The organism is Microbispora bryophytorum (assembly GCF_043197435.1).
Classification (GTDB): Bacteria; Actinomycetota; Actinomycetes; order Streptosporangiales; family Streptosporangiaceae; genus Microbispora; species Microbispora bryophytorum.
On sequence record NZ_JBICTF010000001.1, the window covers coordinates 398,831 to 424,272 of the forward strand.

General features: G+C 71.5%; 26 protein-coding genes. 5 read left to right on the forward strand and 21 right to left on the reverse strand.

Translation table 11 applies throughout. The features are described from left to right. Positions 1-37 precede the first annotated feature (37 nt). From metK to pyrR, 14 genes are all read right to left on the reverse strand, one after another. Entirely contained in the window at positions 38-1,225 is a 1,188-nt protein-coding gene (metK, locus tag ACGFIB_RS01815; RefSeq protein WP_357240062.1) for a methionine adenosyltransferase, read from the reverse strand. A 186-nt stretch (positions 1,226-1,411) separates the two neighbouring features. After that, complete coding sequence (locus ACGFIB_RS01820; protein ID WP_142568518.1) at positions 1,412-1,780, reverse strand: hypothetical protein; 369 nt, start codon at positions 1,778-1,780, stop codon at positions 1,412-1,414. Between the two features lie 68 nt (positions 1,781-1,848). After that, positions 1,849-3,159 carry a bifunctional phosphopantothenoylcysteine decarboxylase/phosphopantothenate--cysteine ligase CoaBC gene (gene coaBC / locus ACGFIB_RS01825; RefSeq protein ID WP_393367835.1) on the reverse strand — a complete coding sequence of 437 codons (1,311 nt, stop codon included), beginning with the start codon at positions 3,157-3,159 and terminating at the stop codon, positions 1,849-1,851. 14 nt (positions 3,160-3,173) lie between these two features. Continuing rightward, a complete protein-coding gene (gene rpoZ, locus ACGFIB_RS01830; protein ID WP_030508986.1) occupies positions 3,174-3,437 on the reverse strand; it encodes a DNA-directed RNA polymerase subunit omega in 264 nt (87 codons plus the stop codon). Between the two features lie 13 nt (positions 3,438-3,450). Further along, entirely contained in the window at positions 3,451-4,011 is a 561-nt protein-coding gene (gene gmk / locus ACGFIB_RS01835) for a guanylate kinase (protein WP_142568514.1), read from the reverse strand. Between the two features lie 121 nt (positions 4,012-4,132). Then, a complete protein-coding gene (gene mihF / locus ACGFIB_RS01840; RefSeq protein ID WP_030450375.1) occupies positions 4,133-4,456 on the reverse strand; it encodes an integration host factor, actinobacterial type in 324 nt (107 codons plus the stop codon). A 218-nt stretch (positions 4,457-4,674) separates the two neighbouring features. After that, positions 4,675-5,373, reverse strand: a complete 699-nt coding sequence (gene pyrF, locus ACGFIB_RS01845) for an orotidine-5'-phosphate decarboxylase (RefSeq protein WP_142568513.1) — start codon at positions 5,371-5,373, stop codon at positions 4,675-4,677. Further along, entirely contained in the window at positions 5,370-6,344 is a 975-nt protein-coding gene (locus ACGFIB_RS01850) for a dihydroorotate dehydrogenase (RefSeq protein WP_142568511.1), read from the reverse strand. The genes pyrF and ACGFIB_RS01850 overlap by 4 nt, the downstream gene beginning before the upstream one ends. A gap of 21 nt (positions 6,345-6,365) precedes the next feature. After that, positions 6,366-7,223 (reverse strand): dihydroorotate dehydrogenase electron transfer subunit, encoded by an 858-nt coding sequence (locus tag ACGFIB_RS01855; protein WP_142568509.1) that lies wholly within the window; start codon positions 7,221-7,223, stop codon positions 6,366-6,368. Positions 7,224-7,350: 127 nt separating this feature from the next. Beyond that, a complete protein-coding gene (gene carB, locus ACGFIB_RS01860; protein ID WP_393367838.1) occupies positions 7,351-10,629 on the reverse strand; it encodes a carbamoyl-phosphate synthase large subunit in 3,279 nt (1,092 codons plus the stop codon). Continuing rightward, positions 10,622-11,830, reverse strand: coding sequence for a glutamine-hydrolyzing carbamoyl-phosphate synthase small subunit (gene carA / locus ACGFIB_RS01865; protein WP_357257941.1), 1,209 nt, complete (start codon positions 11,828-11,830; stop codon positions 10,622-10,624). The genes carB and carA overlap by 8 nt, the downstream gene beginning before the upstream one ends. Further along, positions 11,827-13,158, reverse strand: coding sequence for a dihydroorotase (locus ACGFIB_RS01870; protein WP_223852711.1), 1,332 nt, complete (start codon positions 13,156-13,158; stop codon positions 11,827-11,829). Before ACGFIB_RS01870 ends, carA begins: the two co-directional genes overlap by 4 nt. Next, positions 13,155-14,090: an aspartate carbamoyltransferase catalytic subunit gene (locus ACGFIB_RS01875; protein WP_142568504.1), complete on the reverse strand. Its 936-nt coding sequence runs from the start codon at positions 14,088-14,090 to the stop codon at positions 13,155-13,157. The genes ACGFIB_RS01870 and ACGFIB_RS01875 overlap by 4 nt, the downstream gene beginning before the upstream one ends. After that, complete coding sequence (gene pyrR, locus ACGFIB_RS01880; RefSeq protein ID WP_139574481.1) at positions 14,087-14,644, reverse strand: bifunctional pyr operon transcriptional regulator/uracil phosphoribosyltransferase PyrR; 558 nt, start codon at positions 14,642-14,644, stop codon at positions 14,087-14,089. The genes ACGFIB_RS01875 and pyrR overlap by 4 nt, the downstream gene beginning before the upstream one ends. A 476-nt stretch (positions 14,645-15,120) precedes the next feature. Between pyrR and bldD the strand changes: the two genes are divergently transcribed. Both bldD and ACGFIB_RS01890 read left to right on the forward strand, forming a co-directional pair. Continuing rightward, positions 15,121-15,615, forward strand: coding sequence for a transcriptional regulator BldD (gene bldD, locus ACGFIB_RS01885; protein ID WP_030508976.1), 495 nt, complete (start codon positions 15,121-15,123; stop codon positions 15,613-15,615). Between the two features lie 210 nt (positions 15,616-15,825). Further along, entirely contained in the window at positions 15,826-17,070 is a 1,245-nt protein-coding gene (locus ACGFIB_RS01890) for an arginine deiminase (RefSeq protein WP_357240043.1), read from the forward strand. Positions 17,071-17,159: 89 nt separating this feature from the next. Here ACGFIB_RS01890 and ACGFIB_RS01895 read toward each other — a convergent pair whose 3' ends face one another. Both ACGFIB_RS01895 and ACGFIB_RS01900 read right to left on the reverse strand, forming a co-directional pair. Further along, positions 17,160-17,600: an SAV_6107 family HEPN domain-containing protein gene (locus ACGFIB_RS01895; protein WP_142568500.1), complete on the reverse strand. Its 441-nt coding sequence runs from the start codon at positions 17,598-17,600 to the stop codon at positions 17,160-17,162. 404 nt (positions 17,601-18,004) lie between these two features. Continuing rightward, a complete protein-coding gene (locus ACGFIB_RS01900; protein WP_393367842.1) occupies positions 18,005-18,919 on the reverse strand; it encodes a L,D-transpeptidase family protein in 915 nt (304 codons plus the stop codon). A gap of 126 nt (positions 18,920-19,045) precedes the next feature. Here ACGFIB_RS01900 and ACGFIB_RS01905 point away from each other — a divergent pair, with 126 nt between their 5' ends. Together ACGFIB_RS01905 and ACGFIB_RS01910 are read left to right on the forward strand one after the other, a co-directional pair. Next, the gene (locus tag ACGFIB_RS01905) at positions 19,046-19,522 is read left to right on the forward strand and encodes a YbaK/EbsC family protein (protein WP_393367844.1); all 477 of its coding nucleotides are present in this window, start codon (positions 19,046-19,048) and stop codon (positions 19,520-19,522) included. A gap of 43 nt (positions 19,523-19,565) precedes the next feature. Then, entirely contained in the window at positions 19,566-20,141 is a 576-nt protein-coding gene (locus tag ACGFIB_RS01910; RefSeq protein WP_142568497.1) for a GNAT family N-acetyltransferase, read from the forward strand. 15 nt (positions 20,142-20,156) lie between these two features. On the opposite strand, the gene metF is transcribed toward ACGFIB_RS01910, so the two are convergent. Beyond that, positions 20,157-21,086, reverse strand: a complete 930-nt coding sequence (gene metF, locus ACGFIB_RS01915) for a methylenetetrahydrofolate reductase [NAD(P)H] (protein ID WP_142568496.1) — start codon at positions 21,084-21,086, stop codon at positions 20,157-20,159. 140 nt (positions 21,087-21,226) lie between these two features. On the opposite strand from metF, the gene ACGFIB_RS01920 reads away from it, so the two are divergent. Further along, positions 21,227-22,294: a polyprenyl synthetase family protein gene (locus ACGFIB_RS01920; RefSeq protein ID WP_357240035.1), complete on the forward strand. Its 1,068-nt coding sequence runs from the start codon at positions 21,227-21,229 to the stop codon at positions 22,292-22,294. Between the two features lie 109 nt (positions 22,295-22,403). Here the strand turns inward: ACGFIB_RS01920 and thiE are convergent, their stop codons facing one another. The 4 genes from thiE to ACGFIB_RS01940 form a co-directional block, all read right to left on the reverse strand. Then, positions 22,404-23,048, reverse strand: a complete 645-nt coding sequence (thiE, locus tag ACGFIB_RS01925; protein WP_142568939.1) for a thiamine phosphate synthase — start codon at positions 23,046-23,048, stop codon at positions 22,404-22,406. Positions 23,049-23,085: 37 nt separating this feature from the next. Beyond that, the gene (locus tag ACGFIB_RS01930) at positions 23,086-23,460 is read right to left on the reverse strand and encodes an Rv2175c family DNA-binding protein (RefSeq protein WP_142568492.1); all 375 of its coding nucleotides are present in this window, start codon (positions 23,458-23,460) and stop codon (positions 23,086-23,088) included. A gap of 43 nt (positions 23,461-23,503) precedes the next feature. Beyond that, entirely contained in the window at positions 23,504-24,682 is a 1,179-nt protein-coding gene (locus ACGFIB_RS01935; protein WP_393367847.1) for an NAD(P)/FAD-dependent oxidoreductase, read from the reverse strand. A gap of 122 nt (positions 24,683-24,804) precedes the next feature. Further along, positions 24,805-25,344 carry a dihydrofolate reductase family protein gene (locus tag ACGFIB_RS01940; RefSeq protein WP_393367849.1) on the reverse strand — a complete coding sequence of 180 codons (540 nt, stop codon included), beginning with the start codon at positions 25,342-25,344 and terminating at the stop codon, positions 24,805-24,807. Positions 25,345-25,442 lie beyond the last annotated feature (98 nt).

The following is a 25,442-nucleotide window of genomic DNA, read 5'->3' on the forward strand; positions in this document are numbered from 1 at the left end:
CGGTGCGACGATGCTCGCGGTGCCCGTCAGGCGCAGGTCACAGACCCGCGGCCTCGCGCAGAGCGTCGGCCCGGTCCGTGGACTCCCACGAGAAGCCCTCACGGCCGAAGTGGCCGTAGGCGGCGGTCTCGGAGTAGATCGGGCGCAGCAGGTCGAGGTCGCGGATGATCGCGGCAGGACGCAGGTCGAAGACCTGGAGCACCGCTTCCTGGATCACGCTGACCGGCGCCTTCTCGGTGCCGAACGTCTCGACGAACAGACCGACCGGCTGGGCCTTGCCGATGGCGTAGGCGACCTGGACCTCGCAGCGGTCGGCCAGGCCGGCCGCGACGACGTTCTTGGCGACCCAGCGCATGGCGTAGGCGGCCGAGCGGTCGACCTTGGACGGGTCCTTGCCGGAGAAGGCGCCACCGCCGTGGCGGGCCATGCCGCCGTACGTGTCGATGATGATCTTGCGGCCGGTCAGCCCGGCGTCGCCCATGGGCCCGCCGATCTCGAAGCGGCCGGTCGGGTTGACCAGCAGGCGGTAGCCCTCGGTCTCGATCTCCAGGTCGGCCAGGATCGGCTCGACCACGTGCTCGCGGATGTCGGGCGCCAGCATCTCCCGCAGGTCGATCTCCGGAGCGTGCTGCGTCGAGACGACCACGGTGTCGAGGCGGACAGGCCGGTCACCGTCGTACTCGATGGTGACCTGGGTCTTGCCGTCCGGGCGCAGGTACGGAACCGTGCCGTTCTTCCGCACCTCGGACAGGCGCCGGGCCATCCGGTGCGCGAGCTGGATCGGCAGCGGCATCAACTCGGGGGTCTCACGGCAGGCGTAGCCGAACATCAGGCCCTGGTCGCCCGCACCCTGGCGGTCGAAGTCGTCGGCGCCCTCGCCCGCGCGGTGCTCGTAGGCGTCGTCCACGCCCTGCGCGATGTCCGGCGACTGCGCGCCGATGGACACCGACACGCCACAGGAGGCTCCGTCGAAGCCCTTGTGGGAGGCGTCGTAACCGATCTCGAGGATCTTCTCGCGGATCAGGGCGGGGATGTCGACATAGGTCTCCGTCGTCACCTCGCCGGCGACGTGGACCTGACCAGTAGTGATCATTGTCTCGACGGCGACCCGGCTCCTCGGGTCGTCCTTGAGCATGGCGTCGAGAATCGCGTCACTGATCTGGTCGGCGATCTTGTCCGGGTGGCCCTCGGTGACCGACTCGGAGGTGAACAGGCGACGGGACAACTCAGGGCTCCTCATGCAGCGGCTGCTGACGTCCATGAGTGACCGGCGGCAGGGCCCAGCCCCACCGCGGCCACTCGATGCTCACGCGAGTCTAGCCTTAGGCGCCGCGGAGCGGCGAAGCCATCCGGCTTCCCGTCATCCGGCCGTCACCCCACGAGAGGGTTCTCCGCGCTCGCGGACGGCCCCTCAAAGGTCGGGTAACGGATCTCTGGGCAGGTCACCGGGCGAAAAGGCCTCGGCGTCCGCCGCCGCCACCACCGCGGCGTACTCGTCGTCGACCTCCAGGGTCATGCCGCCGATTTCGATCCGAGGTCCCGACCCGAACTCGACCGGCCCGAGGCGGGTGCGGCGGGGGTAGCGCGCCCACACCCCTGACGGCTCGTCCCTGCCGAAGATCTTCGTGGACAGCAGCGTGATCGACCGGTCCGTCACCACGACGAGGAAACCGATCATGGCGGGAGGTGGCAGGGCCACCGCGGGAAACACGTAGCGGATGTCCTCGCCGGGGCCGAGCATCGCCCGGCAGCGCACCCTGATCGTGGCGGACACCGGCATGGCGATCGCTCCCTCGACGCACGACCTGTGGGGGCGGGGCGGGCGCCCGCGCCGGCACCCCGCGAAGGTCAGGCGAGACGCTGCGCCACCAAGTCCCACACTACGTCGGCGAGATCCTCTTTGGGACCCCTCGAAATCTCCACGGATCCGCCCTCCGCCGTGAGGACGACGGCCGCGTTGTCCGGCGTGCCGAACGCCAGGTTCTCTCCGACCTGGTTCACCACGAGCAGGTCGCAGCCCTTGCGCTCCAGCTTGGCCCGCCCGTTGGCCAGGACGTCGTCGGTCTCCGCCGCGAATCCCACGATCACCCGCGGATGCGGCCCGTCCCCCGGCGCCTGCGTCGCGGCGCCCGGCCCGTCACCGGTCTCGCGCCCACCGGCCGCCGCCGCGCCCACTGCGGCGTCCCTCGCGGCGTCCCTCGCGGCGTACGCCTCCCGCCTGGCCCGGCGGACCTCCCCCAGCTCAGCCAAGATGTCCGGATTTTTCACCAGATGGATTGGGTCGGGCTCGGCGGACGATTTCTTGATCTTCGTGTCGCTCTGCCGTACGGGCCGGAAGTCCGCCACCGCGGCGGCCATCACGACCGCGTCGGCGTGCTCGGCCGCCGCGAGGACCGCCTCGCGCAACTGCCGCGCCGACTCCACCCGCACGACCTTCGCGCCCGCGGGATCGGGCAGCGTCACGTTCGCCGCCACGAGCGTGACCTCCGCGCCCCGGGCGACGGCCGTACGGGCGAGGGCGTAGCCCTGCAGCCCGGAAGAACGGTTGCCGATGAAGCGCACGGGGTCGATCGCCTCGCGGGTGCCGCCGGCGGACACGACGACGTGCCGTCCGGCCAGGTCCTCGCGCGGGCCCGCCAGCACACGGCGGCACACCTCGAAGATCTCGGCGGGGTCGGGCAGCCGCCCGGGACCGGTGTCGGCACCGGTGAGCCTGCCGACGGCGGGCTCGATCACGATCGCGCCGCGCTCGCGCAGCGTCGCCACGTTCGCCCGCGTGGCAGGGTGCTCCCACATCTCGGTGTGCATCGCGGGCGCGAACACCACCGGGCAGCGCGCCGTGAGCAGGGTGTTGGTGAGCAGGTCGTTGGCCATGCCGTGCGCGGCGCGGGCCAGCACGTCCGCCGTCGCCGGCGCGACGACCACCAGATCGGCGGACTGCCCGATCCGCACGTGCGGCACCTCGTGCACCGACTCCCACACCTCGGTGGTCACCGGATTGCCCGACAGGGCCGCCCAGGTCGGCTCGCCCACGAACCGCAGAGCGTCCCGGGTCGGCACGACGCGCACGTCGTGTCCCGACTCGGTGAACAGGCGGAGCAGCTCGCAGCTCTTGTAGACCGCGATGCCGGCGCTCACGCCCAGCACGACAGACGTCATCGGCGGAAGTGGTGTCAGCCTTCGATGGGCTCAGAGGTGAGCAGGCCCTCGGAGACCTCGCGCAGGGCGATGGACAGCGGCTTCTCCTGGGCGTGGGTCTCCACGAGAGGCCCCACGTACTCCAGCAGCCCCTCGCCGAGCTGAGAGTAGTAAGCGTTGATCTGGCGCGCCCGCTTCGCACCCATGATCACAAGGCTGTACTTGCTGTCGACGATGTCGAGAAGCGCGTCGATCGACGGGTTGGTGATGCCTTCCGCGTAGGCGGAGCTGCTTGCCACGTCAGTGATTCCCCTAGCTAGGTGAGTTTCCCAGCAAGGTTATCAGCCGGTGGCACACGTCCTTGACGGACGTGTTGACGATCGTGAGATCGAACTCCTTCTCCGCCGCCAGCTCGATCCGGCCCGCGTCCAGACGGCGGGCGATCACTTCGGGAGGCTCGGTGCCACGGCCGCGCAGCCGCCGCTCCAGCTCCTCCCAGCTCGGCGGGGCCAGGAACACCAGCAGGGCATCGGGCATCGTCGTACGCACCTGCCTGGCGCCCTGCAGGTCGATCTCCAGCAGAGTGGGGACGCCTGCCTCCAGCTTCTCCAGCACCGGCCGCCTGGGCGTGCCGTACCGGTTGCCGGCGAACTCGGCCCACTCCAGAAGCTCGCCGGAGGCGACGAGCTCGTCGAACTCGTCGTTGCCGGCGAAGAAGTACTCCACGCCGTGCCGCTCCCCCGGACGGGGCTTCCGGGTTGTCACCGAGACCGACAGCCACACCTCAGGGTGGGACCGCCGGAGCTCGGCGACGACCGTGGACTTCCCCACACCCGACGGACCGGACAGGACCGTCAGGCGCGGGCGAGGCATGGAGTCACCGCCACGCGTCCTGAATCCGCTGGTCGCGACTGCCTCGTGGGCCCGATCTCCAGCGGACCGGGACGTGTCGGTCACTCCGTACCCCCGTGAACTCGCTCGTACGTCGCCGAGATCAGCTCTCGGCGCCGCCGAACTCACGCTCCAGGGAGGCGCGCTGGTTGGCGCCGAGACCCCGCACACGGCGGGATTCGGCGATACCAAGGCGCTCCATGAGCTGCTTGGCGCGGACCTTGCCGACGCCAGGGAGCGACTCCAGCAGAGCCGAGACCTTCATCTTGCCGATGACGTCGTCGGTCTGCCCATCCTTCAGCACCTCAGCCAGAGAAACCGCGCCGTGCTTGAGCCGGTTCTTGACCTCGGCACGCTCCTTGCGTGCCTTGGCAGCCTTCTCAAGAGCTGCGGCGCGCTGCTCGGGGGTCAAGGGAGGAAGAGCCACGCCGGGTCACCTCGAATTTCTTGTCGATGTACTCGGACGGGAGGGGAAACTAGCTGGTCTTGGCCGTAACGGCAACGTCAAGGGCGGTTTCTCGGACTACAAAATTGATTTTACTACTTTTGGTATTGGAAAAGTCACTCTTCGTAGATCAAAACCGCCTCAGCAGGCGCGGAGCGGGATGACCCAAGGTGACGGCGCCAAGGCCGCCCGGCGCTCCCTCACAGGCTCACGCGGCGCAGTGCGGCGGCGATCCCGGCGGCCGCCGCACCCGGGTCGGGCGCCCCGGTGATGGGCCGTCCGATCACGAGGAGATCGGCCCCGTTGGCGATCGCGTCCTCCGGGGTGGCCACCCTCGCCTGGTCCTGGGTGTCGGCACCGACCGGCCGCACGCCCGGAGTGATCAATGTCACGTCCGGGCCGACCTCCGCGCGTACGGCGGCGACCTCCCTGGGCGAGCAGACGAGGGCCTGGGCGCCCGCGCCGACGGCTACGGCGGCCATACGGCGCGCGGCGTCCGCAGGGGGTCCCTGGACACCGATCTGCCGGAGATCGGCCTCAGAAAGCGACGTCAGGAGCGTCACGGCCGCGATCCGGGTGTTGGGGGCCCCCTCGACGGCCGCCCTGACCATCGCGGAGCCCCCCGCTGCGTGCACGGTGAGGTAGGTCGGCTTGAGCCGGGCGACCGCCCGGGCGGCTGCGCCGACGGTGTTCGGGATGTCGTGCAGCTTGAGGTCCAGGAAGACCTGCACGCCGCTGGCGCCGCGGACCGAGGCGATCACGTCGGGCCCGTACCGCAGGTAGAGCTCCAGTCCCACCTTCACCGTGGAAACGTGCGGGGTGACCAGGCCGGCCCAGCGGGCGGCGGTCTCCAGGTCGGGCGCGTCGAGGGCGACGGCGATGGGAGCGGGCGTGGTCAAAGCGAACTCTCCTCGAGATCTGATCGCGATCGTGTTTGCGCGCCCGCCGGGCGGTGGGCCAGGCCCACGGCGTCGGCGAGCCGGTCGAACCCGCGCTCCTGCAGGAGCTCCTCAAGCTCCCTCAGGACGCGCGGGCAGGCGTAGGGGTCGTGGAACAGCGCCGTGCCCACCGCGACGGCGCAGGCGCCCGCCAGGACGAGCTCAAGGGCGTCCCTGCCGGTCGAGACGCCGCCCATGCCGATGATCGGCACTCCCGGCAGCGCCGCGTGGACCTGCCACACGCAGCGCACCGCCAGGGGCCGTACGGCGGGGCCGGACAGGCCGCCGGTGCCCGCCGCGAGCGAGGGGCGCATCGTGTCCACGTCGATGCTCATCCCGACCGGGGTGTTGATCATCGCGAGGGCGTCGGCGCCGCCGTCCACGCACGCGCGTGCGACCGCGACGACGTCCGCGACGTCCGGGGACAGCTTGGCGATCACCGGCACCTCGTACGGCGTGGCCGCGCGCACCGAGGCCACGACCTCCGCCGCGGCGGCTCCGTCGCGGGCGAACACCCTGCCGCGGTCCTCGACGTTGGGGCACGACAGGTTGATCTCCACGGCGGTGATGCCGTCGGCGCCTGCCAGGCGCCGGGCCAGCGCGGTGAACTCGGTCACGGTGCCGCCGCCGATGGACACGACGGTGCGGGCCCCGCGCTCGGCCAGCCAGGGCAGCTCACGCTCCAGGAACGCCTCGACGCCCGGGCCCTGCAGGCCCACGGCGTTCAGCAGCCCGGAGGGGGTCTCGGCCATCCGCGGCGTCGGCCGCCCCGCGCGCGGGGCCATGGTGATCGACCGGGTGACGAACGCGCCCAGCCGGTGGACGTCGGAGAACTGCGCCAGCTCGCGGCCGGTCCCGCCGCAGCCCGAGGCGGTCAGCACCGGGTTGGGCAGCTCCACATGGGCCAGGTAGGTCCGCAGGTCGGCGGTCACGGCCGCCTCCCCCGCCCCGGCTCAGACATGCCGTCCGCCGGGCGCGCCGAGCGCGTCGAACGGGATCGTCCCGACGTCGTCGAACCGCACCCGCTCGCCCCGGAACACCGGCCCCTCGGTGCAGGCGCGGACCATGCGGGTCACGCCGTCGTCGCCGATGACCGGCACAACGCAGGTCATGCAGACGCCGATGCCGCAGGCCATGGACTCCTCCACCGCAACCTGCACGGGGACGCCGAGCTCGACGGCGATCGCCGTGACCCCGCGCAGCGTCTCCATCGGCCCGCACGCGTAGAGCGCGTCGGCCCGCGCGTCGGCGATCACGCCGGGCAGCACGTCGGTCACCTTGCCGCGCATGCCCAGCGAACCGTCCTCGGTCGTCAACGTGGTCGTCTCGCCCATCCGGCGGGCCCGCAGCGCCCCGAAGACCCGGTCGGCCGACGGCGCCCCCAGCACGAAGTCGATGCGGCAGCCCCGCTGCTGCAACGCGTCCGCCAGCGCGAACATCGGCGCCGCGCCGTGCTCGTCGCCGACCAGCACGCAGGTGCAGGGGTCGCGGGGCAGGGGGAAGGGACGGCCGAGCGGGCCGACCAGGTCGAGGGTGTCACGCGCCCGCAGGTCGGCGAGCCACGCCGTCCCGGGACCGCGCACGCCGAAGACGAGCTCCACCGTGCCACCGTAGTCCGGCTTCACGTCGTGGATCGTGAAGGCCCGCCGGGTGAGCAACGAGGAGTCGCGGCCCCCGACGGCGACCGTGACGAAGTGGCCGGGCCGGAACCGGTCGGCGATGCCCGGCGCGACGACGGTGAGCGCATGGTAGGCGTCCACCCGGCGCGTCGTCAGCACCGTGCCCGTGACCTGAACCGGACTGCCGGCCACTCCCTTCCTCCCTGATCGTCGCGCCGCTGACCCTACCGGCTACGGGCGCCTGAGCCGGTGAGGTCGTGCCGGGGGCGCGCGATGCGTACGGCCCTCCGCGCCCATGGCACCCTCCGCGTGTCTCGGGCTAGTCTCGCAGCCTCCTGGCGTGCTCCTGGAGCGATCGCACGTCGATGTCGCCCCTGACGATGTGCTGGATGCCCTGCACGGCGGCGGCCAGGCCCTGGACGGTCGTGACGCAGGCGATGCCGCGGTTGACGGCGGCGGTGCGGATCTCGTACCCGTCCAGGCGCGGCCCGGACTGGCCGGGGCTGCCGAACGGGGTGTTCACGATGAGGTCCACCTCCCCGTCGAGGATGCGCCGCACGATCGTCGGCTCGCCGTCGGGACCGGCGCCGTCGCTGTGCTTGCGCACGATCTTGGCACGGACGCCGTTGCGGCGCAGCACCTCGGCGGTGCCCTCCGTGGCCAGGATCTCGAAACCGAGGTCCGCCAGCGCCTTCACGGGGAAGATCATGGCCCGCTTGTCCTTGTTGGCGACCGAGACGAACGCCCGGCCCTTGGTCGGCAGCGCGCCGTAGGCCGCCGACTGCGACTTGGCGAAGGCCGTGCCGAAGAACTCGTCGATGCCCATGACCTCGCCGGTCGAGCGCATCTCCGGCCCGAGCACGATGTCCACGCCGCGGAACCGGTTGAACGGCAGCACCGCCTCCTTGACCGCGACCGGCGCGTCCATCGGCAGCGTGCCGCCGTCGTAGTCGGCGGGCAGCATGCCCTCGGCGCGCAGCTCCGCGATCGTCGCGCCCATCGTCAGCCGCGCCGCCGCCTTGGCCAGCGGCACCGCCGTCGCCTTGGACACGAACGGCACCGTACGGCTGGCCCTGGGGTTGGCCTCCAGGACGTACAGCACGTTGGAAGCCATCGCGTACTGGACGTTCAGCAGGCCGCGCACGCCCACGCCGCGGGCGATGGCCTCGGTGGCCGCGCGGATCCGCTTGATGTCGAAGCCGCCCAGCGTGATCGGCGGCAGCGCGCACGCCGAGTCGCCGGAGTGGATGCCGGCCTCCTCGATGTGCTCCATGACGCCGCCGAGGTAGAGCTCCTCGCCGTCGAACAGCGCATCCACGTCGATCTCGATGGCGTCGTCGAGGAACCGGTCGATCAGCACCGGGTGCTCGGAGGCCGCCTTCGCCATGTACTCCCCGAGGGTGTCCTCGTCGTACACGATCGCCATGCCGGCGCCGCCGAGCACGTACGACGGCCGCACGAGCACCGGGTAGCCGATCTCCTCGGCGACCGCCCGCGCCTCCTCCACGGTCGTCGCCGTGCCGTGCCGGGGCGCGGGCAGCCCGGCCTCGGCGAGGACCTGCCCGAACGCGCCCCGGTCCTCGGCGAGGTGGATCGACTCGGGCGAGGTGCCGACCACGGGCACACCCGCGTCCTTGAGCGCCTGGGCGAGCCCCAGCGGCGTCTGGCCGCCGAGCTGCACGATGACGCCGGCGACCGGCCCGGTCTCCTGCTCGGCGTGCACGACCTCGAGAACGTCCTCCAGCGTGAGCGGCTCGAAGTAGAGCCGGTCGGAGGTGTCGTAGTCGGTCGAGACGGTCTCGGGGTTGCAGTTGACCATCACGGTCTCGTAGCCGGCCTTGGCCAGCTCGAACGACGCGTGCACGCAGGCGTAGTCGAACTCGATGCCCTGGCCGATGCGGTTGGGCCCGCTGCCAAGGATGATCACCTTGGGCCGGTCCCCCACCGGCACCTCGTTCTCCTCGTCGTAGGTCGAGTAGAGGTACGGGGTGCGGGCGGCGAACTCGGCGGCGCAGGTGTCCACGGTGTTGTAGACGGGCCGGACGCCGTGCTCGTAACGCCTGGCCCGCACCTCGGGCTCCGGCACTCCCAGGATCTCGGCGATCTGCGCGTCGCTGAAGCCGTTCCGCTTGGCCAGCTCGAGGGTGGGCCGGTCGAGCGCGGTGATCGACCGGGCGACCTCGTCGATCGCGAAGAGCTGGTCGACGAACCACGGGTCCACCGACGTGGCCTCGTGGACCTGCTCGGGGGTCGCGCCCGCCCTGATGGCCTGCTGCATGGTGCGCAGCCGCCCGTCGTGCGGCCTGCGGCAGGCCTCCAGGAGCTCGTCCAGGTCGCCGGGCTCGCCCGTCCAGCTGAACGACGACCCCTTCTTCTCCAGCGACCGCAGCGCCTTCTGCAGCGCCTCGGGGAAGGAGCGGCCGATCGCCATCGCCTCGCCGACCGACTTCATGTGGGTGGTCAGCGTCTCGTCCGCCCCGGCGAACTTCTCGAACGCGAACCTCGGCACCTTGACCACGATGTAGTCGAGCGACGGCTCGAACGACGCCGGGGTCTCCTTGGTGATGTCGTTGGGGATCTCGTCGAGGGTGTAGCCGATCGCGAGCTTGGCGGCGATCTTGGCGATCGGGAAGCCGGTGGCCTTGGACGCCAGCGCCGACGACCGCGACACCCGCGGGTTCATCTCGATGACGATCATCCGGCCGGTCTCCGGGTCGACCGCGAACTGGATGTTGCAGCCGCCGGTGTCGACGCCGACCTCGCGGATGACCGCGATCGCGACGTCGCGCATGTTCTGGTACTCGCGGTCGGTCAGTGTCAGCGCGGGCGCCACGGTCACGCTGTCGCCGGTGTGAACGCCCATCGGGTCGATGTTCTCGATGGAGCACACGATGACCACGTTGTCGTTGCGGTCCCGCATGACCTCGAGCTCGTACTCCTTCCAGCCGAGGATCGACTCCTCCAGGAGCACCTCGGTGGTCGGGGACGCGTCGAGGCCGGCGCCGGCGATGCGGCGCAGCTCCTGCTCGTCGTGGGCGAAGCCGGAGCCGGCGCCGCCCATGGTGAAGCTCGGGCGGACGACGACCGGGTAGCCCAGCTCGCCGGCCCCGCGCAGGCACTCGTCCATGGTGTGGCAGATGACGCTGCGCGCCGACTCGGCGTTGAGGCCGTGCTCGGCGGCGACCTTGGCGACGATCTCCTTGAACCGCTCGCGGTTCTCCCCCGCCTGGATGGCGTCGATGTCGGCGCCGATCAGCTCGACGCCGTACTTGTCGAGCACGCCCGCCTCGTGCAGCGCCACGGCGGTGTTGAGCGCCGTCTGGCCGCCCAGCGTGGGCAGCAGCGCCTCGGGCCGCTCCTTGGCGATGATCTTCTCGACGATGTCCGGCGTGATCGGCTCGACGTAGGTGGCGTCGGCGAACTCCGGATCCGTCATGATCGTCGCGGGGTTGCTGTTGACCAGGACGACCCGGAATCCCTCGCTGCGCAGGACGCGGCAGGCCTGGGTGCCGGAGTAGTCGAACTCACACGCCTGTCCGATGACGATCGGGCCGGAGCCGATCACCATGACGGACCTGATGTCCGTACGCTTAGGCACCCTCGGCCCCCTTCTTGTCCGTGTTCCCGGTCGCGCTCCGTCGCGCCTGGGGCGCGCCAAATGACTGAGCCTCGCTCGCAGGGGAGACACGCCGCGCGCCGCTCCCTCGCTCCATCAGCTCGCAGAACTCGTCGAACAGGTACGCGGCGTCGTGCGGGCCCGCGGCCGCCTCGGGGTGGTACTGCACGCTGAACGCGGGGCGCTCCAGCAGGCGCAGCCCCTCCACGCAGTCGTCGTTGAGGTTGACATGGCTCACCTCGGCCGCGCCGTACGGGGTCTCGAAGGGCCCGTCGAGCGGCGCGCGCACGGCGAAGCCGTGGTTGTGCGCGGAGATCTCGACCTTGCCGGTCCTGCGGTCCTGTACCGGCTGGTTCACTCCGCGGTGGCCGTAGCGCAGCTTGTAGGTGCCGAGGCCGAGCGCCCGGCCGAGGATCTGGTTGCCGAAGCAGATGCCGAAGAACGGCACCCTCTCGTCCAGCACCTCGCGCAGCGACTCGACCGCGTATTCGGCCGCGGCGGGGTCGCCCGGGCCGTTGGAGAAGAAGACGCCGTCGGGATCGAGGGCGAGGATGTCGGCCGCCTTGACGGTCGCCGGCAGCACGTGCACCTCGCATCCCCGCTCGGACATCCGCTGCGGGGTCATGGCCTTGATGCCGAGGTCGACCGCGGCGACGGTGAAGCGCTTGCGCCCGGCCGCCGGCACGACGTACGGCTCGGCCGTGCTGACCTCGCGGGCCAGGTCGGCGCCCTCCATGCCGGGCGAGCGCCGCACCCGCTCGACCAGGTCGGCGATCTCGCCGCCCTCGCTGAAGACGCCCGCGCGCATCGCGCCGCGCTCGCGCAGATGGCGGGTGAGGGCGCGGGTGCCGGGCATCGCGATGCCGACCACGCCCTGGTCGCGCAGGTAGTCGTCGAGCGTCCTGCGGGAGCGCCAGTTCGACGGGATCCGGGACGGCTCGCGCACCACGTAGCCCGCGACCCAGACCCTGCGGGACTCGGGGTCCTCGTCGTTGACACCGGTGTTGCCGATGTGCGGGGCGGTCATCGCGACGATCTGGCGGTGGTAGGAGGGGTCGGTGAGCGTCTCCTGGTAGCCGGTCATGCCGGTGTTGAAGACCATCTCGCCGAACGTCTCGCCCACGGCGCCGTACGGCGTCCCCTCGAAGACGCGTCCGTCCTCAAGCACGAGCAGGGCTGTCATACGAGCTTCCCTTCGAGAACGGTGGGACGGCCGCGCAGGAACGTCGCGACGACGCGGCCGGGCAGGGTCAGCCCCTCATAGGGGGTGTTGCGGCTCTTCGACGCCATCGCGGCGGGGTCGACGGGCTGCCGGACCGACGGGTCGAACAGCGTGAGGTTGCCGGGGGCGCCGGGCTCGACGGGGCGGCCGTGCCCGGCCAGGCGGCCGATCGCGGCCGGCCGCGCGGACATGCGGTCGGCGACGCCGGCCCAGTCGAGCAGCCCGGTCTCGACCATGGCCTCCTGGACCACGGACAGGGCGGTCTCCAGGCCGATCATCCCCATGGCCGCCGCGGCCCACTCGGTCTCCTTGTCCTCGACCGGGTGGGGGGCGTGGTCGGTGGCCACGCAGTCGATCGTGCCGTCGGCCAGCGCCTCGCGCAGCGCCCGCACGTCCTCGGCGGTGCGCAGCGGCGGGTTCACCTTGTAGATCGGGTTGTACGGCCCGAGCGGCGACCTCTCCGCGCAGGAGTCGGTCAGCAGCAGGTGGTGCGGGGTGACCTCGGCGGTCACGTCCCAGCCCTTCGACTTGGCCCAGCGGATGATCTCGACGGAGCCCGCGGTGGAGACGTGGCAGACGTGCAGCCGGGAGCCGACGTGCGCGGCGAGCAGGCAGTCGCGCGCGATGATCGCCTCCTCGGCGACCGCCGGCCAGCCGATCAGGCCGAGCCTGGCCGACACCTCGCCCTCGTTGAGCTGGGCGCCCTCGGTCAGCCGGGGCTCCTGGGCGTGCTGGGCCACGACGCCGTCGAACGCCTTGACGTACTCCAGAGCCCGGCGCATCAGCACGGCGTCGGACACGCACTTGCCGTCGTCGGAGAAGACCCGCACGCGGGCCGCGGAGTCGGCCATCGCGCCGAGCTCGGCCAGCTGGCTGCCCCCGAGGCCGGAGGTCACGGCGCCCACGGGCTGCACGTCGCAGTGGCCGTATTCCTGGCCGAGCCGCCAGACCTGCTCGACCACGCCGGCGGTGTCGGCCACCGGGGAGGTGTTGGCCATGGCGTGGACGGCGGTGTACCCGCCCCGCGCCGCGGCCTGGGTGCCGGTCTCCACGGTCTCGGCGTCCTCCCGGCCGGGCTCGCGCAGGTGGGTGTGCAGGTCCACCAGGCCGGGCAGGGCGATCAGCCCGTCGGCGTCGACCGTCTGGTCGGCCCTGACGCCGGCGAGGTCGCCGATGTCCGCCACCACGCCGTCGCGCAGCAGGATGTCGCTCGGGGCGCCGCCCAGGATCCGGGCTCCCCTGATGAGGATGGTGGTCACAGTCCCCTCGTGAAGGTCGTAGGTGCTCATTCGGCGCCTCCGATCGCGGGCTCGGAACCGCCGAGCAGCAGGTAGAGGACGGCCATCCGGACCGTCACACCGTTGGCGACCTGCTCGACGATCGTCGAGCGCGGCGAGTCGGCGACCTCCGCGGAGATCTCCATGCCGCGGTTCATCGGGCCGGGGTGCATGACGATGGCGTCGTCGTGCAGGCGGGCGAAGCGGTCGCGGTCGAGGCCGTAGCGGCGGCTGTACTCCCGCGCCGAGGGGAAGTAGGCCGCGTTCATCCGTTCGAGCTGGACCCGCAGCATCATCACGACGTCCGACTTGGGCAGCACGGCGTCGAGGTCGTACGAGATCTGGCAGGGCCAGGTCTCGACCGTCACCGGCAGCAGGGTCGGCGGCGCGACCAGCGTCACCTCCGCGCCGAGCGTGTGCAGCAGCAGCACGTTGGACCGGGCGACCCGGCTGTGCAGCACGTCGCCCACGACGGCGATCTTCAGGCCCTCCAGCCGGCCCAGCCGGCGGCGGATGCTGAAGGCGTCGAGCAGCGCCTGGGTGGGGTGCTCGTGGGTGCCGTCCCCGGCGTTGACCACGCTGCCGCGCACCCAGGTGGCCAGGCGGTGCGGCGCGCCCGAGGCGCTGTGCCGGATCACCACGGCGTCGGCGCCCATGGCCTCCAGGGTGAGCGCGGTGTCCTTCAGCGACTCGCCCTTGGACACGCTCGACCCCTTGGCCGAGAAGTTGATCACGTCGGCCGACAGGCGCTTGGCCGCGGCCTCGAAGGAGATGCGGGTCCGGGTGGAGTCCTCGAAGAAGAGGTTCACCACAGTGCGGCCGCGCAGCGTCGGCAGCTTCTTGATGGACCGCTGCGAGACCCGCGCCAGCTCCTCGGCCGTGTCGAGGATGAGGAGCGCGTCGTCGCGGGTGAGGTCGCCGGTCGAGATCAGGTGACGCTTCATCGGTCGTCCTCCTTGATGAGCACGACCGCGTCGCGCCCGTCCGTCTCCTCCAGGAAGACCTTGACCTTCTCGCTCTTGGAGGTCGGCAGGTTCTTGCCGACGTAGTCGGCGCGGATCGGCAGCTCCCGGTGGCCGCGGTCGACGAGCGTGGCGAGCTGGACGGCCCTGGGCCTGCCCACGTCGTTCAGCGCGTCGAGCGCGGCGCGCACGGTGCGGCCGGAGTAGAGGACGTCGTCCACGAGGACGACGGTCCTGCCGTCCACGCCGTCCGGGGGCAGTTCGGTGCGGCCGAGCGGGCGCGCGGGCCGCAGGCGCAGATCGTCGCGGTACATCGTGACGTCGATGGCCCCGACGGGGACCTTGATCCCTTCGAACTGGGCGATGCGCCCGGCGATGCGGTGCGCGAGGGTGGCGCCGCGGGTGGGGATGCCGAGCAGGACGACGCTCTCCGCGCCCCTGGTGCGTTCGAGGATCTCGTGCGCGATCCGGGTGAGCGCCCGATGGATGTCGGGCCCCTCCAGAACGGCACGGGCCTGATTTCGGGCATCAGACATGAAAAAGTCACCGCCTTTCCCGCCTCACTGGACGGGTCTTAAAAGGGTGTCGGTTGTGCTTAGAGTATCAGGACCGTCTGCGAACCCCCCTCCCGCCAGGGGTGATGCCCGCGGAGGAGCCGTTCGCCCTCGGCGTGACGAGGACGTGCCGGGGGTCTTCGGGGACCTTCGGGAATCTTCCGGTGACGTTCCGGGACGTTCGGAGGGCGGGCCGGGGATCGGAAGCCACATCACGCCGGTGTCGGTGATTTCGGTGAGAGCACTGTTTGACGCTCTTTTTTCCAATCAGCTTGACCTTTGGGAGTGTCGGCTTTACCGTCACTGTCCGTAACCACAACACGCGACCTTCCTGGGTAAAACCCGACGCAGCGGTCACCGAAGGTGCCGGTCGCGGGCACCAGCCCCGGTGTTCGGAACGCTTGGGACAAGGACGCACAATCAAGTGAGAAGAGCCATAGAAAGCCGGGGGCCACACGATGCCGTCTGACTACGCCAAGTCGCTGGGCGCGCGCCTGCGCGCAATCCGGACCCAGCAGGGGCTGTCCCTGCACGGTGTGGAGGAGAAGTCCCGCGGACGGTGGAAGGCCGTCGTCGTGGGCTCCTACGAGCGCGGCGACCGCGCGGTGACCGTGCAGAAGCTCGCCGAGCTCGCGGATTTCTACGGAGTGCCGGTGTCGGAGCTTCTTCCGGGCGGAGCCGCTCCGAGCCCGCTTGCGCCCGCTCCCAAGCTGGTCATCGACCTGGAGCGGCTGTCACAGCTGCCGAAGGACAAGGCCGGCCCGCTTGCCCGTTACGCCGCCACCATTCAGAGCCAGCGGGGTGACTACAACGGCAAGGTGCTGTCCATCCGGCAGGAGGACCTGCGCTCGCTCGCGGTCATCTATGACAAGTCGCCGGTCGAGCTGACCGAGGAGTTCATCCACTGGGGCGTGCTCGACGCCGAGGCCCGCCGCGCCGTCGAGTCCTTCTGACCTTCCGCCCGGTTCGCGCGCGGCTCCCCGCGCCGACGTCCGTCCTGCCCGGCTCCCCTCGTGTCTGTCGCGCCTGACGGACCAGGCCCTGCGGCGCGTGGCCCGCGCTCGCGCCGGGCGGTGTCAGGCACCGCCTCGTCACCGGCGACGCTCCGGCAACGGAGAGCCGCCGGTGACGAGTGATTGCCGCCACGCGGGGATAGGCAGGACATGACGTTTCACGTGGGCTCCGAGGTGGGCAGGCTTCGCCAGGTCCTGGTCGACATACCCGAACTCGCGCTCAAGCGGCTCACCCCGGGCAACAAGGACGGCCTGCTGTTCGACGACGTGCTGTGGGTGCACCGCGCGCTGGAGGAGCACCGAGAGTGGTGCGAGGTGCTCGCCGGGCGCGGCGTCACGGTGCACCACCTCGGCGATCTCCTGCGGGAGGTCATCGAGATCCCCGACGCGCGCAAGCACATCCTCGACGGCAGCGTCGACGAGCACTGGTTCGGCCCCCTGGCCGCCGACGCGATCCGCAACACGTTCGACGCCCTCGACGCGGACGCGCTCGCGCCCCTGCTGACCGGCGGGATCACCAAACGCGAGATCATGGAGCTGGGCTGCGACCCCGGCTCCATCGCGTTCCACACCCTCGGCATGGACGACTTCGTCCTCCCGCCGCTGCCCAACCACCTGTTCGCCCGCGACACCTCCTGCTGGGTGTACGACGGAGTGTCGATCAACCCGATGCGGAAGAAGGCGCGCAGGCGGGAGACCGTCAACTACGAGACGGTCTACCGGTGGCACCCGCTGTTCGCCGCGGGCTACGACAACCCCGACGCCGGCGGGTTCAACGTCTGGTACGAGGGCGTGCGCATGGCCCCGGCCACCATCGAGGGCGGCGACGTCCTGGTGCTCGGCAACGGCGTCGTGCTCGTCGGGGTGAGCGAGCGCACCCAGCCGCAGGCCGTGGAGATGCTGGCGACCAACCTGTTCCGGACGGGGTCGGCGGCCCGCATCGTGGCGCTCGACCTGCCCAAGACCCGCGCGTTCATGCACCTCGACACCGTGATGACCAACGTCGACGTGGGCGTGTTCACCAAGTACGCCGGGCTCGGCATGCTCCCGTCGTACACGGTGGAGCCGGGCGACACCGACAAGGAGCTGAAGGTCACCGACCACCCGCCGGAGGACATGCACAAGGCGATCGCGCGGGCCCTCGGCCTCGACGACATCAAGGTCCTCACGCCGACGCAGGACGTGCACGCGGCCGAGCGCGAGCAGTGGGACGACGGCTGCAACGTGCTGGCGCTGGAACCCGGCGTGGTCGTGGCCTACGAGCGCAACACCACGACCAACAACCACCTGCGCAGGCACGGCATCGAGGTCATCACGATCCGGGGGAGCGAGCTCGGCCGCGGACGCGGCGGGCCGCGGTGCATGAGCTGCCCGCTGGAGCGCGACCCCGTCTGATCACCGTCGCCATCTGATCACCGTCCCCGGCCGATCACCGTTTACGGCCATGCTGAACGGGCGCACGGGGTCAGGGGCGGGGACGGAGGTCAGCCGGCCATGGGCAGAGTGGGACGGCCGGGCAGGCCGAGGATCGACTCGACCTCGCCGACGAACCTGTCCGCCTCCGCTATGATCTCCTCTGCGTCGTTCGGCGTGACGGACCGGACCATGCCGGCCTCGGCCGCCGCGCGCTTGGCCGCGCTCACCGCGAAGTAGGCCGCCCAGTCCGCGAGCTTGGGCTCGGCCTCCGGCAGCAGCTCCCAGGCGCTGCGCAGCCGCCGCCTGCGGCCGTCCATCGGCCGCGGACGGGCCGCGAGGATCCCGGCGGCCGCACGGAGGGCCGCCAGGTGGGCCGACACGTAGCGGTCCGCGGGAGTGGGCCCGACGGTGGCGTCCGCGAGGCATGCCCTGGCGTCCGCGAGGTGTGCCAGAACCGCCTGCGAGAGCCGGGGCCCGCTCTTGTGATCGTCGTCGTTCTGCTCGGTCATGCCCGCCTCCTTGAGTCGTGGCACTCCGGCGAAGTCGCCGGTGACTTCACAGTCGCAGATCGCACCGACAATTTCGCCGGCCGGGAGATCCCGTGAACCGCTCGAGATCGCCCGACGCATTCTCAGGCTCCCGTGGGCGGCCGGACGAGGAGCTTCCCCTCTCCCCGTCCGGCCCACGCCGCAGGCCGTGCCGCATCCGTCTCCGCCGACGACGAAGGCACGAGTCCAACGGGGTGGGCGCGAGCCGCGAGTCCCACGCCCACCCCATCGAACATAGATTCGACCCCGTCGCCTGTCAAGGCTGTCAACGAATACGTGTTCGAGGATCGCGTTCGAAACGCCGGCCGCGAACGGCGGAGGGGCCCCGCGCGACCATCTCGCGCGGGGCCCCTCCGGAGCCGGCGTCAGCGCCTGAAGGCGCCCCTGACGTGCACGGGAACGCCCTTGCCGAGCATGCCCGGCAGAAGCTCCGCCACGTTCATCGGCAGCCGCACGCAGCCGTGCGACGCCGGGTAGAGCGGCACCGACAGCGCGCCGTGGAGCGCGATGCCGCCGTTGAAGAAGATGGGGTTGTAGAGCTGCCCGAGGTAGGACCGGTGCCAGCCCTTGACCCGCCAGGTGGTCTTGTAGTCGCCGGTCGGCGTGCGGGCGCTGCCGGAGAACCGCTGCCGCTTGCCGTTCCAGGTGGCGTACTCGGTGTAGGGGATGCCGCTGCCGCTGGAGATGTGGCTGATCAACACCGGCACGCCGCCCCGGTACAGAACCATCACCTGCTTGGTCAGGTTCACCTCGACGCGGCTCGCCTTGCCCCTGGGCACCAGGACCTTGGGCGCGCGGGGGTTCTCCAGCGCCCTCCAGGTGCGGGCGGCGACCGTGCTGGTCGGCGTGATCCCCTGCACCTTCTGGAACGCCCAGAGAGCCGTCAGCGTGGCCCCGCCGTACCGGCCGTCGACGCTGCCGGGCACGTACCCGAGCTCCTTCAGCCGGGCCTGCAGCGCCTTCACGACCGAGCCCTTGGCGCCGAGCTTGAGCGTCTTGCCCGGGGCGGTGAACGGCGGATACCCCGTGGCGCGGGCGGGGACGGCGCTTCGCGCCGGGAGCGACGCGGACACCGGAAGCGACGGGAGCGCCGCGGACGTGGCGAGCACCGAGGACGTGGCGAGCGCCGCGGACGCCGGGAGCACGGTCCCCGTGGTGATGGTCCCCGTCGGCGCGGCGGCGCGCGCCTGCGCCGGGCCGCTCACGCCGGCAACCGCGAAGGCGGTCGCGAACGTCGCCGCCCCCGCCACGCCGAGCAGTCGCCGTCTACCCCTCATCATGACCAACCCCCTCATAAGCCCGCTTCTCGATCAAAGGACTCACCTTACGGTCCGATTGTGAGCCGCGTGATCGTAAGTGGCCATAATCGGCCGCGTATGTCCTGGCAATCCGTTTAGAGTGACCGGGTGGCAGAAAAGTTGCATCCGAACGTCGTCCGCGTTCAGGAGGCCCTGCGGGCCCACGCGGTGACGGGCGAGGTCGTCGTGCTCGACGAGGCCGCCCCGACGGCCGCCACGGCCGCGGCCCAGCTGGGCTGCGAGGTCGGCGCGATCGCCAACAGCTTGATCTTCGACGCGGACGGCGCGCCGTTGCTGGTGCTGACCAGCGGCGCCCACCGGGTGAACACCGATCTGATCGCGCGGCTCGTCGGCGCCGCGAAGGTGCGGCGGGCCACTCCGGAGTTCGTCCGCGAGCACACCGGGCAGCCCATCGGCGGTGTCGCCCCGGTCGGGCACCCCGCGCCCGTGCGCACGCTGGTGGACAGCTGGCTGAGCAAGCACGACGTGGTGTGGGCCGCCGCGGGGCACCCCCACACCGTCTTCCCCACGTCCTACGACGAACTGCTGCGCATCACCGGGGGCACGGCCACCGAGGTGGAGTGACGCTGCCGGACCAGCCCGGCGTCGTTTTGCTAGTGTGCGACGAGTGATCCAACTGCGACGGGTGGGGCCCGACGAGTTCAGGGCGGCACTGGACACCGTGCTGGAGATCTACGCGGTCGCCATGCGTCCGCCGTCGGACCAGCTCGCGGGCCGCATGGCGATCATGCGCAACCACGCCACCTATCCCGACTTCGACTGCGTGCTCGCCGAGGACACGCAGGCCTCCGGTGTCGCCGGCTTCGCGTACGGCTTCCACGGCGGCCAGGGGCAGTGGTGGCACGAGGTCGTACGCGGGGCGCTGCAGGACCGGGCCGGGCCGGTGGTGGCGAACGCCTGGTTCGGCGACGCCCTGGAGATCGCCGAGATCCACGTGCGCCCCGAGTATCAGGGCCGGGGAATCGGCCGGCGACTGATCCACACGCTGTGCGAGGGCCGCCCGGAGCGCACGGCCGTGCTGTCGACGCACGACGCCCCCACCGTGGCCCGGCACCTCTACCGGGACGTCGGGTTCGCCGACCTGATGACCCGGTTCGTCTTCCCGGGCGGTTACGAGGAGTACGTCATCGCCGGGGTGCGGCTGCCACTGCCGCTGCCCGAGGGCGCGGCCCTCGAAGGCTGATCGGGACCGGCCGGCTCAGCCGGCCACGGCGGCGGGCACGCCGTGCAGCGCCTGGAACACCTCGCGGGTCGCGCTCGACCGGTTGAAGGTGATGAAGTGGATGCCGGGAGCGCCCTCGTCGAGAAGCTTCCGGCACATCTCGATGGCGTGCTCGATCCCGAGGCGACGGACCGCGGCCGGGTCGTCGGCGACGGCCGCGAACCGCTCGGCCAACTCCGGCGGGAACGGCGCACCGGACAGCTGCTCCGACCGGGCGATCGTGCTCATCTGCGTCACGGGCATGATGCCGGGGATGATCGGGGTGTCGCACCCGCGGGCGGCCACGCGGTCACGCAGCCGCAGGTAGTCGTCCGCCTCGAAGAACATCTGGGTGATCGCGTAGTCCGCGCCGGCCCGGCACTTCTGCACGAAGTACTCGGTGTCCGACTCGATGGTCGCCGACCTGGGGTGCTTGTAGGGGAAGGCGGCCACTCCCACGCAGAAGTCCCCCGCCTGGCGGATCAGCCGCACCAGCTCCTCGGCGTAAAGGACGCCCTCCGGGTGCTTCACCCACTCGTCCAGCGGGTTGCCGCCGCGCGGATCGCCGCGTACGGCGAGGATGTTGCGCACGCCCGCGTCGGCGAACCTGCCGACGAGGTGGCGCAGCTCGCGGATCGAGTGGTCGACCGCGGTGAAGTGGGCGACGGGGGTGAGCGTCGTCTCGTGCGCCAGCCGCTCGACGATGTCCACCGTACGGTCCCGGGTCGAGCCGCCGGCGCCGTAGGTCACGGAGACGAACGTCGGCCGCAGCGCTTCCAGCTCGCGGATCGCCCGCCACAGCTGGCGCTCCCCCTCGTCGGTCTTCGGTGGGAGGAACTCGAACGAGAACGAGCGCTCGCCCGCGGCCAGCAGTTCGCGGACCGTCGGGACGCGATCAGGAAGCCGCGAGGGCAGACCGAGAGCCATACCGGCAAGGGTACAGCGATAGCGGTTTTCGCCGCCCTCGCGGTCTTGCTATGTGGACATTTGTCCCATGAGGGCGAGTTGGCCCACTTGGATGGGATCTGCTGCTGGGTGACCGGATCAACCCCGGTTAGTCTCTCAGTATGACCGCTTCCGCCGCCTCGCTCGATTCCATCCGTACGGAGGTGGACCGCGCGCTCCGGGACTTCCTCGACCGGCAGCGACCACACTTCAGTGACCCTCATCTGGCCGCCCTGCTGTCCGCCGCGGAGGACTTCATAGCGGGCGGCAAAAGGCTGCGCCCCGCCTTCTGCCACTGGGGCTGGCGGGCCGCCGGCGGAGGCGACGACCCGGGACTGCACTTCGCCGCCGCCTCGCTGGAACTCCTCCAGGCCAGCGCGCTCATCCACGACGACGTCATGGACGCGAGCGACGTGCGCCGGGGCATGCCGTCGGCACACCGCCGGTTCGAGCGGATGCACGCCGAGGCGGGCTGGCACGGCTCCGGACAGCAGTTCGGCGAGGGCACGGCCGTGCTGCTGGGCAACCTGCTCCTGGTGTGGTCCGGGGAGATGTGGCGCACCAGCGGCCTGGCGCCCGAGGCGATCGCCGCCGCCCAGCCGCTGCACGATTACATGCTCACCGAGCTGATGTGCGGGCAGTACCTCGACCTGCTCGAACAGGCGCAGGGCGAGAGCACGTTCGACAGTGCGCTGCGGGTGGCGCTGTACAAGAGCGGCAAATACTCGGTCGAGCAGCCGCTCAGGCTCGGGCTCGTCCTCGCCGCCCAGGCTTCGCACGCCTGGATCGACCGGCTCTGCGTGCAGTACGGCCAGCAGGTGGGCATCGCCTTCCAGCTCCGCGACGACATCCTCGGCGTGTTCGGCGACCCGGCGGAGACCGGCAAGCCCGCCGGGGACGACCTACGCGAGGGCAAGCGGACCGTGCTGATCGCGCGTGCGCTCGCCTCGGCCACCCCCGCCCAGACCGCGGTCGTACGCTCCCTGCTCGGCGACCCCGCGCTGGACGCCGAGGGGGTCGGGCAGCTCCGGACGGTGATCGAGGAGACCGGCGCGCTGGCCGCATGCGAAGGCATGATCAAGCGCTACCTCGACGACGCGCTGCACGCCCTCGACCAGGCGCCGATCGAGGAGGAGGCCCGCACGGCGTTGGCCGCCCTGGCCGTGGCCGCCACGTCCCGCCGCACCTGACGCGAGGCGCCGGCCGGACCGGCCGCGACATGAGTGGACGGCTCCGCGTCGACGCCACCGGGCCGCGTCGCGGGCGCCGGCCGTACGGGCCCGGAGGAGGCCGTTCCGATCAGAGCGGGACGGCCGACAGCCGGGCCTTGAGCGCTGCGGCGGCGGCGCCGGGGTCGTCGGCCTCGGTGACGGCCCGGACGACCACGGCGCGGCGCACGCCGTGCGCCATCACCTCGTCGAGGTTGTCCGGGCCGATGCCGCCGATGCCGAACCACGGCCGGTCGGCGCCCAGGCGCGCGGCGTGCTCCAGCAGCGCGGGGCCGGGCGCCGGACGGCCGGGCTTGGTGGGCGTGGGCCAGATCGGGCCGCAGCAGAAGTAGTCCACCCCCGGCTGCACGGCCGCGGCCGACGCCTCGGCCGCCGAGTGCGTGGACCTGCCGATCAGGACGTCGGGACCGAGGATCTCCCGGGCCACCGGGACCGGGAGATCGTCCTGGCCGAGGTGCAGGATGTCGGGCCGGGCGGCGTAGGCCACATCCGCCCGGTCGTTGACCGCGAGCAGCGCACCGTGCCTGTCGCAGGCCGCGCGGAAGACCTCCAGCAGGTCCAGCTCCTCGCGCGCCTCCAGGCCCTTCTCCCTGAGCTGGACGATGTCCACCCCGGCGGACAGGACCGCGTCGAGGAACTTCTCCAGGTCGCCGCGGCCCCTCCTGCCGTCAGTGCAGAGGTAGAGCCTGGCCTGCGCGAGCCGCTGTCGCCGGATGTCGTTCACCCGACCACAATGCCACGCGCCGGAGGGGTCAGAAGCCCAGGGCCTGGGCCCTGCGCTTGACCTCGGTGTGCCGGCCCCCCACGATCGCGTCGATCGGGGACCCCGGTAGCGAGTCGTCCGGGGTGAACAGCCACCGGATCGACTCCACCTCGTCGTACCCGGCGTCGGCCAGGACCGTGAGCGTGCCGGGCAGGCCCTTGAGCACCTCGCCGTCCGCGATGAACACCGCCGGTATCTGCGGCTCGCCGCCGCCCCGCCGGACGCCGACGAGCTTCTTGTCCTTGAGGAGTTGCTTGGCGCGGCCGATGCTGAGCACCAGCTTCTCGGCGGCCTCCGAGAGGGGGAGCCACTCCCCTACGAGCTGGTCGGTCTCCCGGTCGATCTTCGCAACAGTAAGCGTCACGGGTCCACCATTACCACACACGAGCTCCGGGGATACACCTCGATTAGGCCATAATGCAGTCGCGAAGCGCCACGGCCGGGTCCGCGACCCGCAGGGGATCGAGCCGCCGGCCACTTTCGACGATCTTGCGACCCTGCACCACGTCGCGCGGCCGGTCGACGGTGAGCACCGCGGCGAGCCGGTCGTCGGCCGTCAGCCAGCAGACCGACCACTTCGCGTCCCTGCGCGGGTCGCCGCGCAGCACCATGCGGTCGCCGGCGTCCCGATGACCGGCGAACTGCACCATGTGACCGAACTGCTCGGACCAGAAGTACGGCACGGGGTCGTAGACCGCCTCCTCGCCCAGCAGGGTGGCGGCGGCCGTGTCGGGGGCCTGAAGCGCGGTGTCCCAGTGTTCGACCCGCAGCCGGGCGTGGAACCTGCGCGACCACCAGTTCGCGCAGTCGCCCACCGCGACCACGTTGGGCAGCGACGTGCGCAGGTGCTCGTCGACTACCACCCCGTCGTCGAGCCGGACCGCCGACCCCTTCAGCCAGTCGACGGCCGGGCGCACGCCGATGCCGGTGACGACCACGTCGGCCGGCACCCGGGCGCCGGACATGAGCGTGAGACCGTCGGCGTCCACGGTGCCGACCATCGCGCCGAGGCGCAGCTCGACGCCCGCCCGCGCGTACCAGTCGGTGGTGTGGCTGCCCACGGCGGGCCCGAGCGCCACCGCGAGCGGGCTCTCCCCCGCCTCCACCACGGTCACCGCGCAGCCCGCCCTGGCCGCCGCGGTGGCGACCTCGGCACCGATCCAGCCGGCCCCGACGACGGCCACGCGGGCGCCGGGGACCAGCCGCTCGCGCAGCGTGAGCGCGTCCTCGATCGTGCGCAGCACGTGCTGGCGGCCCTCTCCGCGCAGGCGGATCGGCGTGGCGCCGGTGGCGATGACCAGGCCGTCGTACTCCAGCTCGCCCTCGGTCGTCTCCAGCACGCCGTCGCGCAGGCCCTTGGCCGCCGTGCCGAGGCACAGCCGCACGTCGAGGGCGTCGAGATCGGAGTCGACCACGGTGGAGTCGGTCTCTCCGAGCAGCACCGCCTTCGACAGCGGCGGCCGGTCATAGGGGCGATGGTGTTCCTCGCCGATGAGCGTGATGCGGCCGGTGAATCCACCGGCCCTCAACGCCTCGATGCTTCGCACGCCGGCCAGGCCGGCACCCACCACCACGACGTGATCCACAGTTTGACCATAGATTGTGAACGGGGGCCCTGGCCAACGGGCCCCTCATAACGAGTTGGGCAATTGACGCGCACTTATGCGGGGGCCCGCGTTGTGAAGGACGCCGGATCCTCACCGGCGTTCTACCGGACCACGCGCATCCAGATGTTCGTGGCGTGCGGCACGTGCGTGAGGCTGATCCGTTCGAGCCGGACGCGGTCGCCGCCGGGGCGGGAGAACAGCCGGACGCCGTCGCCGAGCATGACCGGCGCCACGCACACGAGGATCTCGTCGAGCAGGCCCGCGTCGAGGCACTGCGCGGCGACGTCGGCGCCGAGCACGTTGACGTACTTGTCCCCGGCGGCCGCCGCGGCCGCCTCGACGGCCGCGCCGAGGTCCGTCACGAAGGTCACGCCGGGCACCGGCGCGGCCGGGAGGTCGTGGGTGAGCACGAACTGCGGCCCGCTCCACACGCCGCCGAACGCGCCCTCCTGCGAGGTGCCGCGATTGGGATCGTCACCCCGGAAGGTGCGGTTGCCGACGAGCAGCGCGCCGATGTCGCCGACCAGCCCGTCCACGTCCGGGTTGGGGCCGAGATGTTCGGTCAGCCAGGACATGTCGCCGTCCGGCCCGGCGATGAAGCCGTCCAGGGACATGGTGGCCGAGTAGAGCAGCGTGGCCATGGCATACCTCCGTCGAGTCGATCCACGTCGCGCCATCATGCGCCTGCGGGCGGCTCCGCACCCGCCGATCCGGCGATCGGCCGTTATGGGCGGCGTAC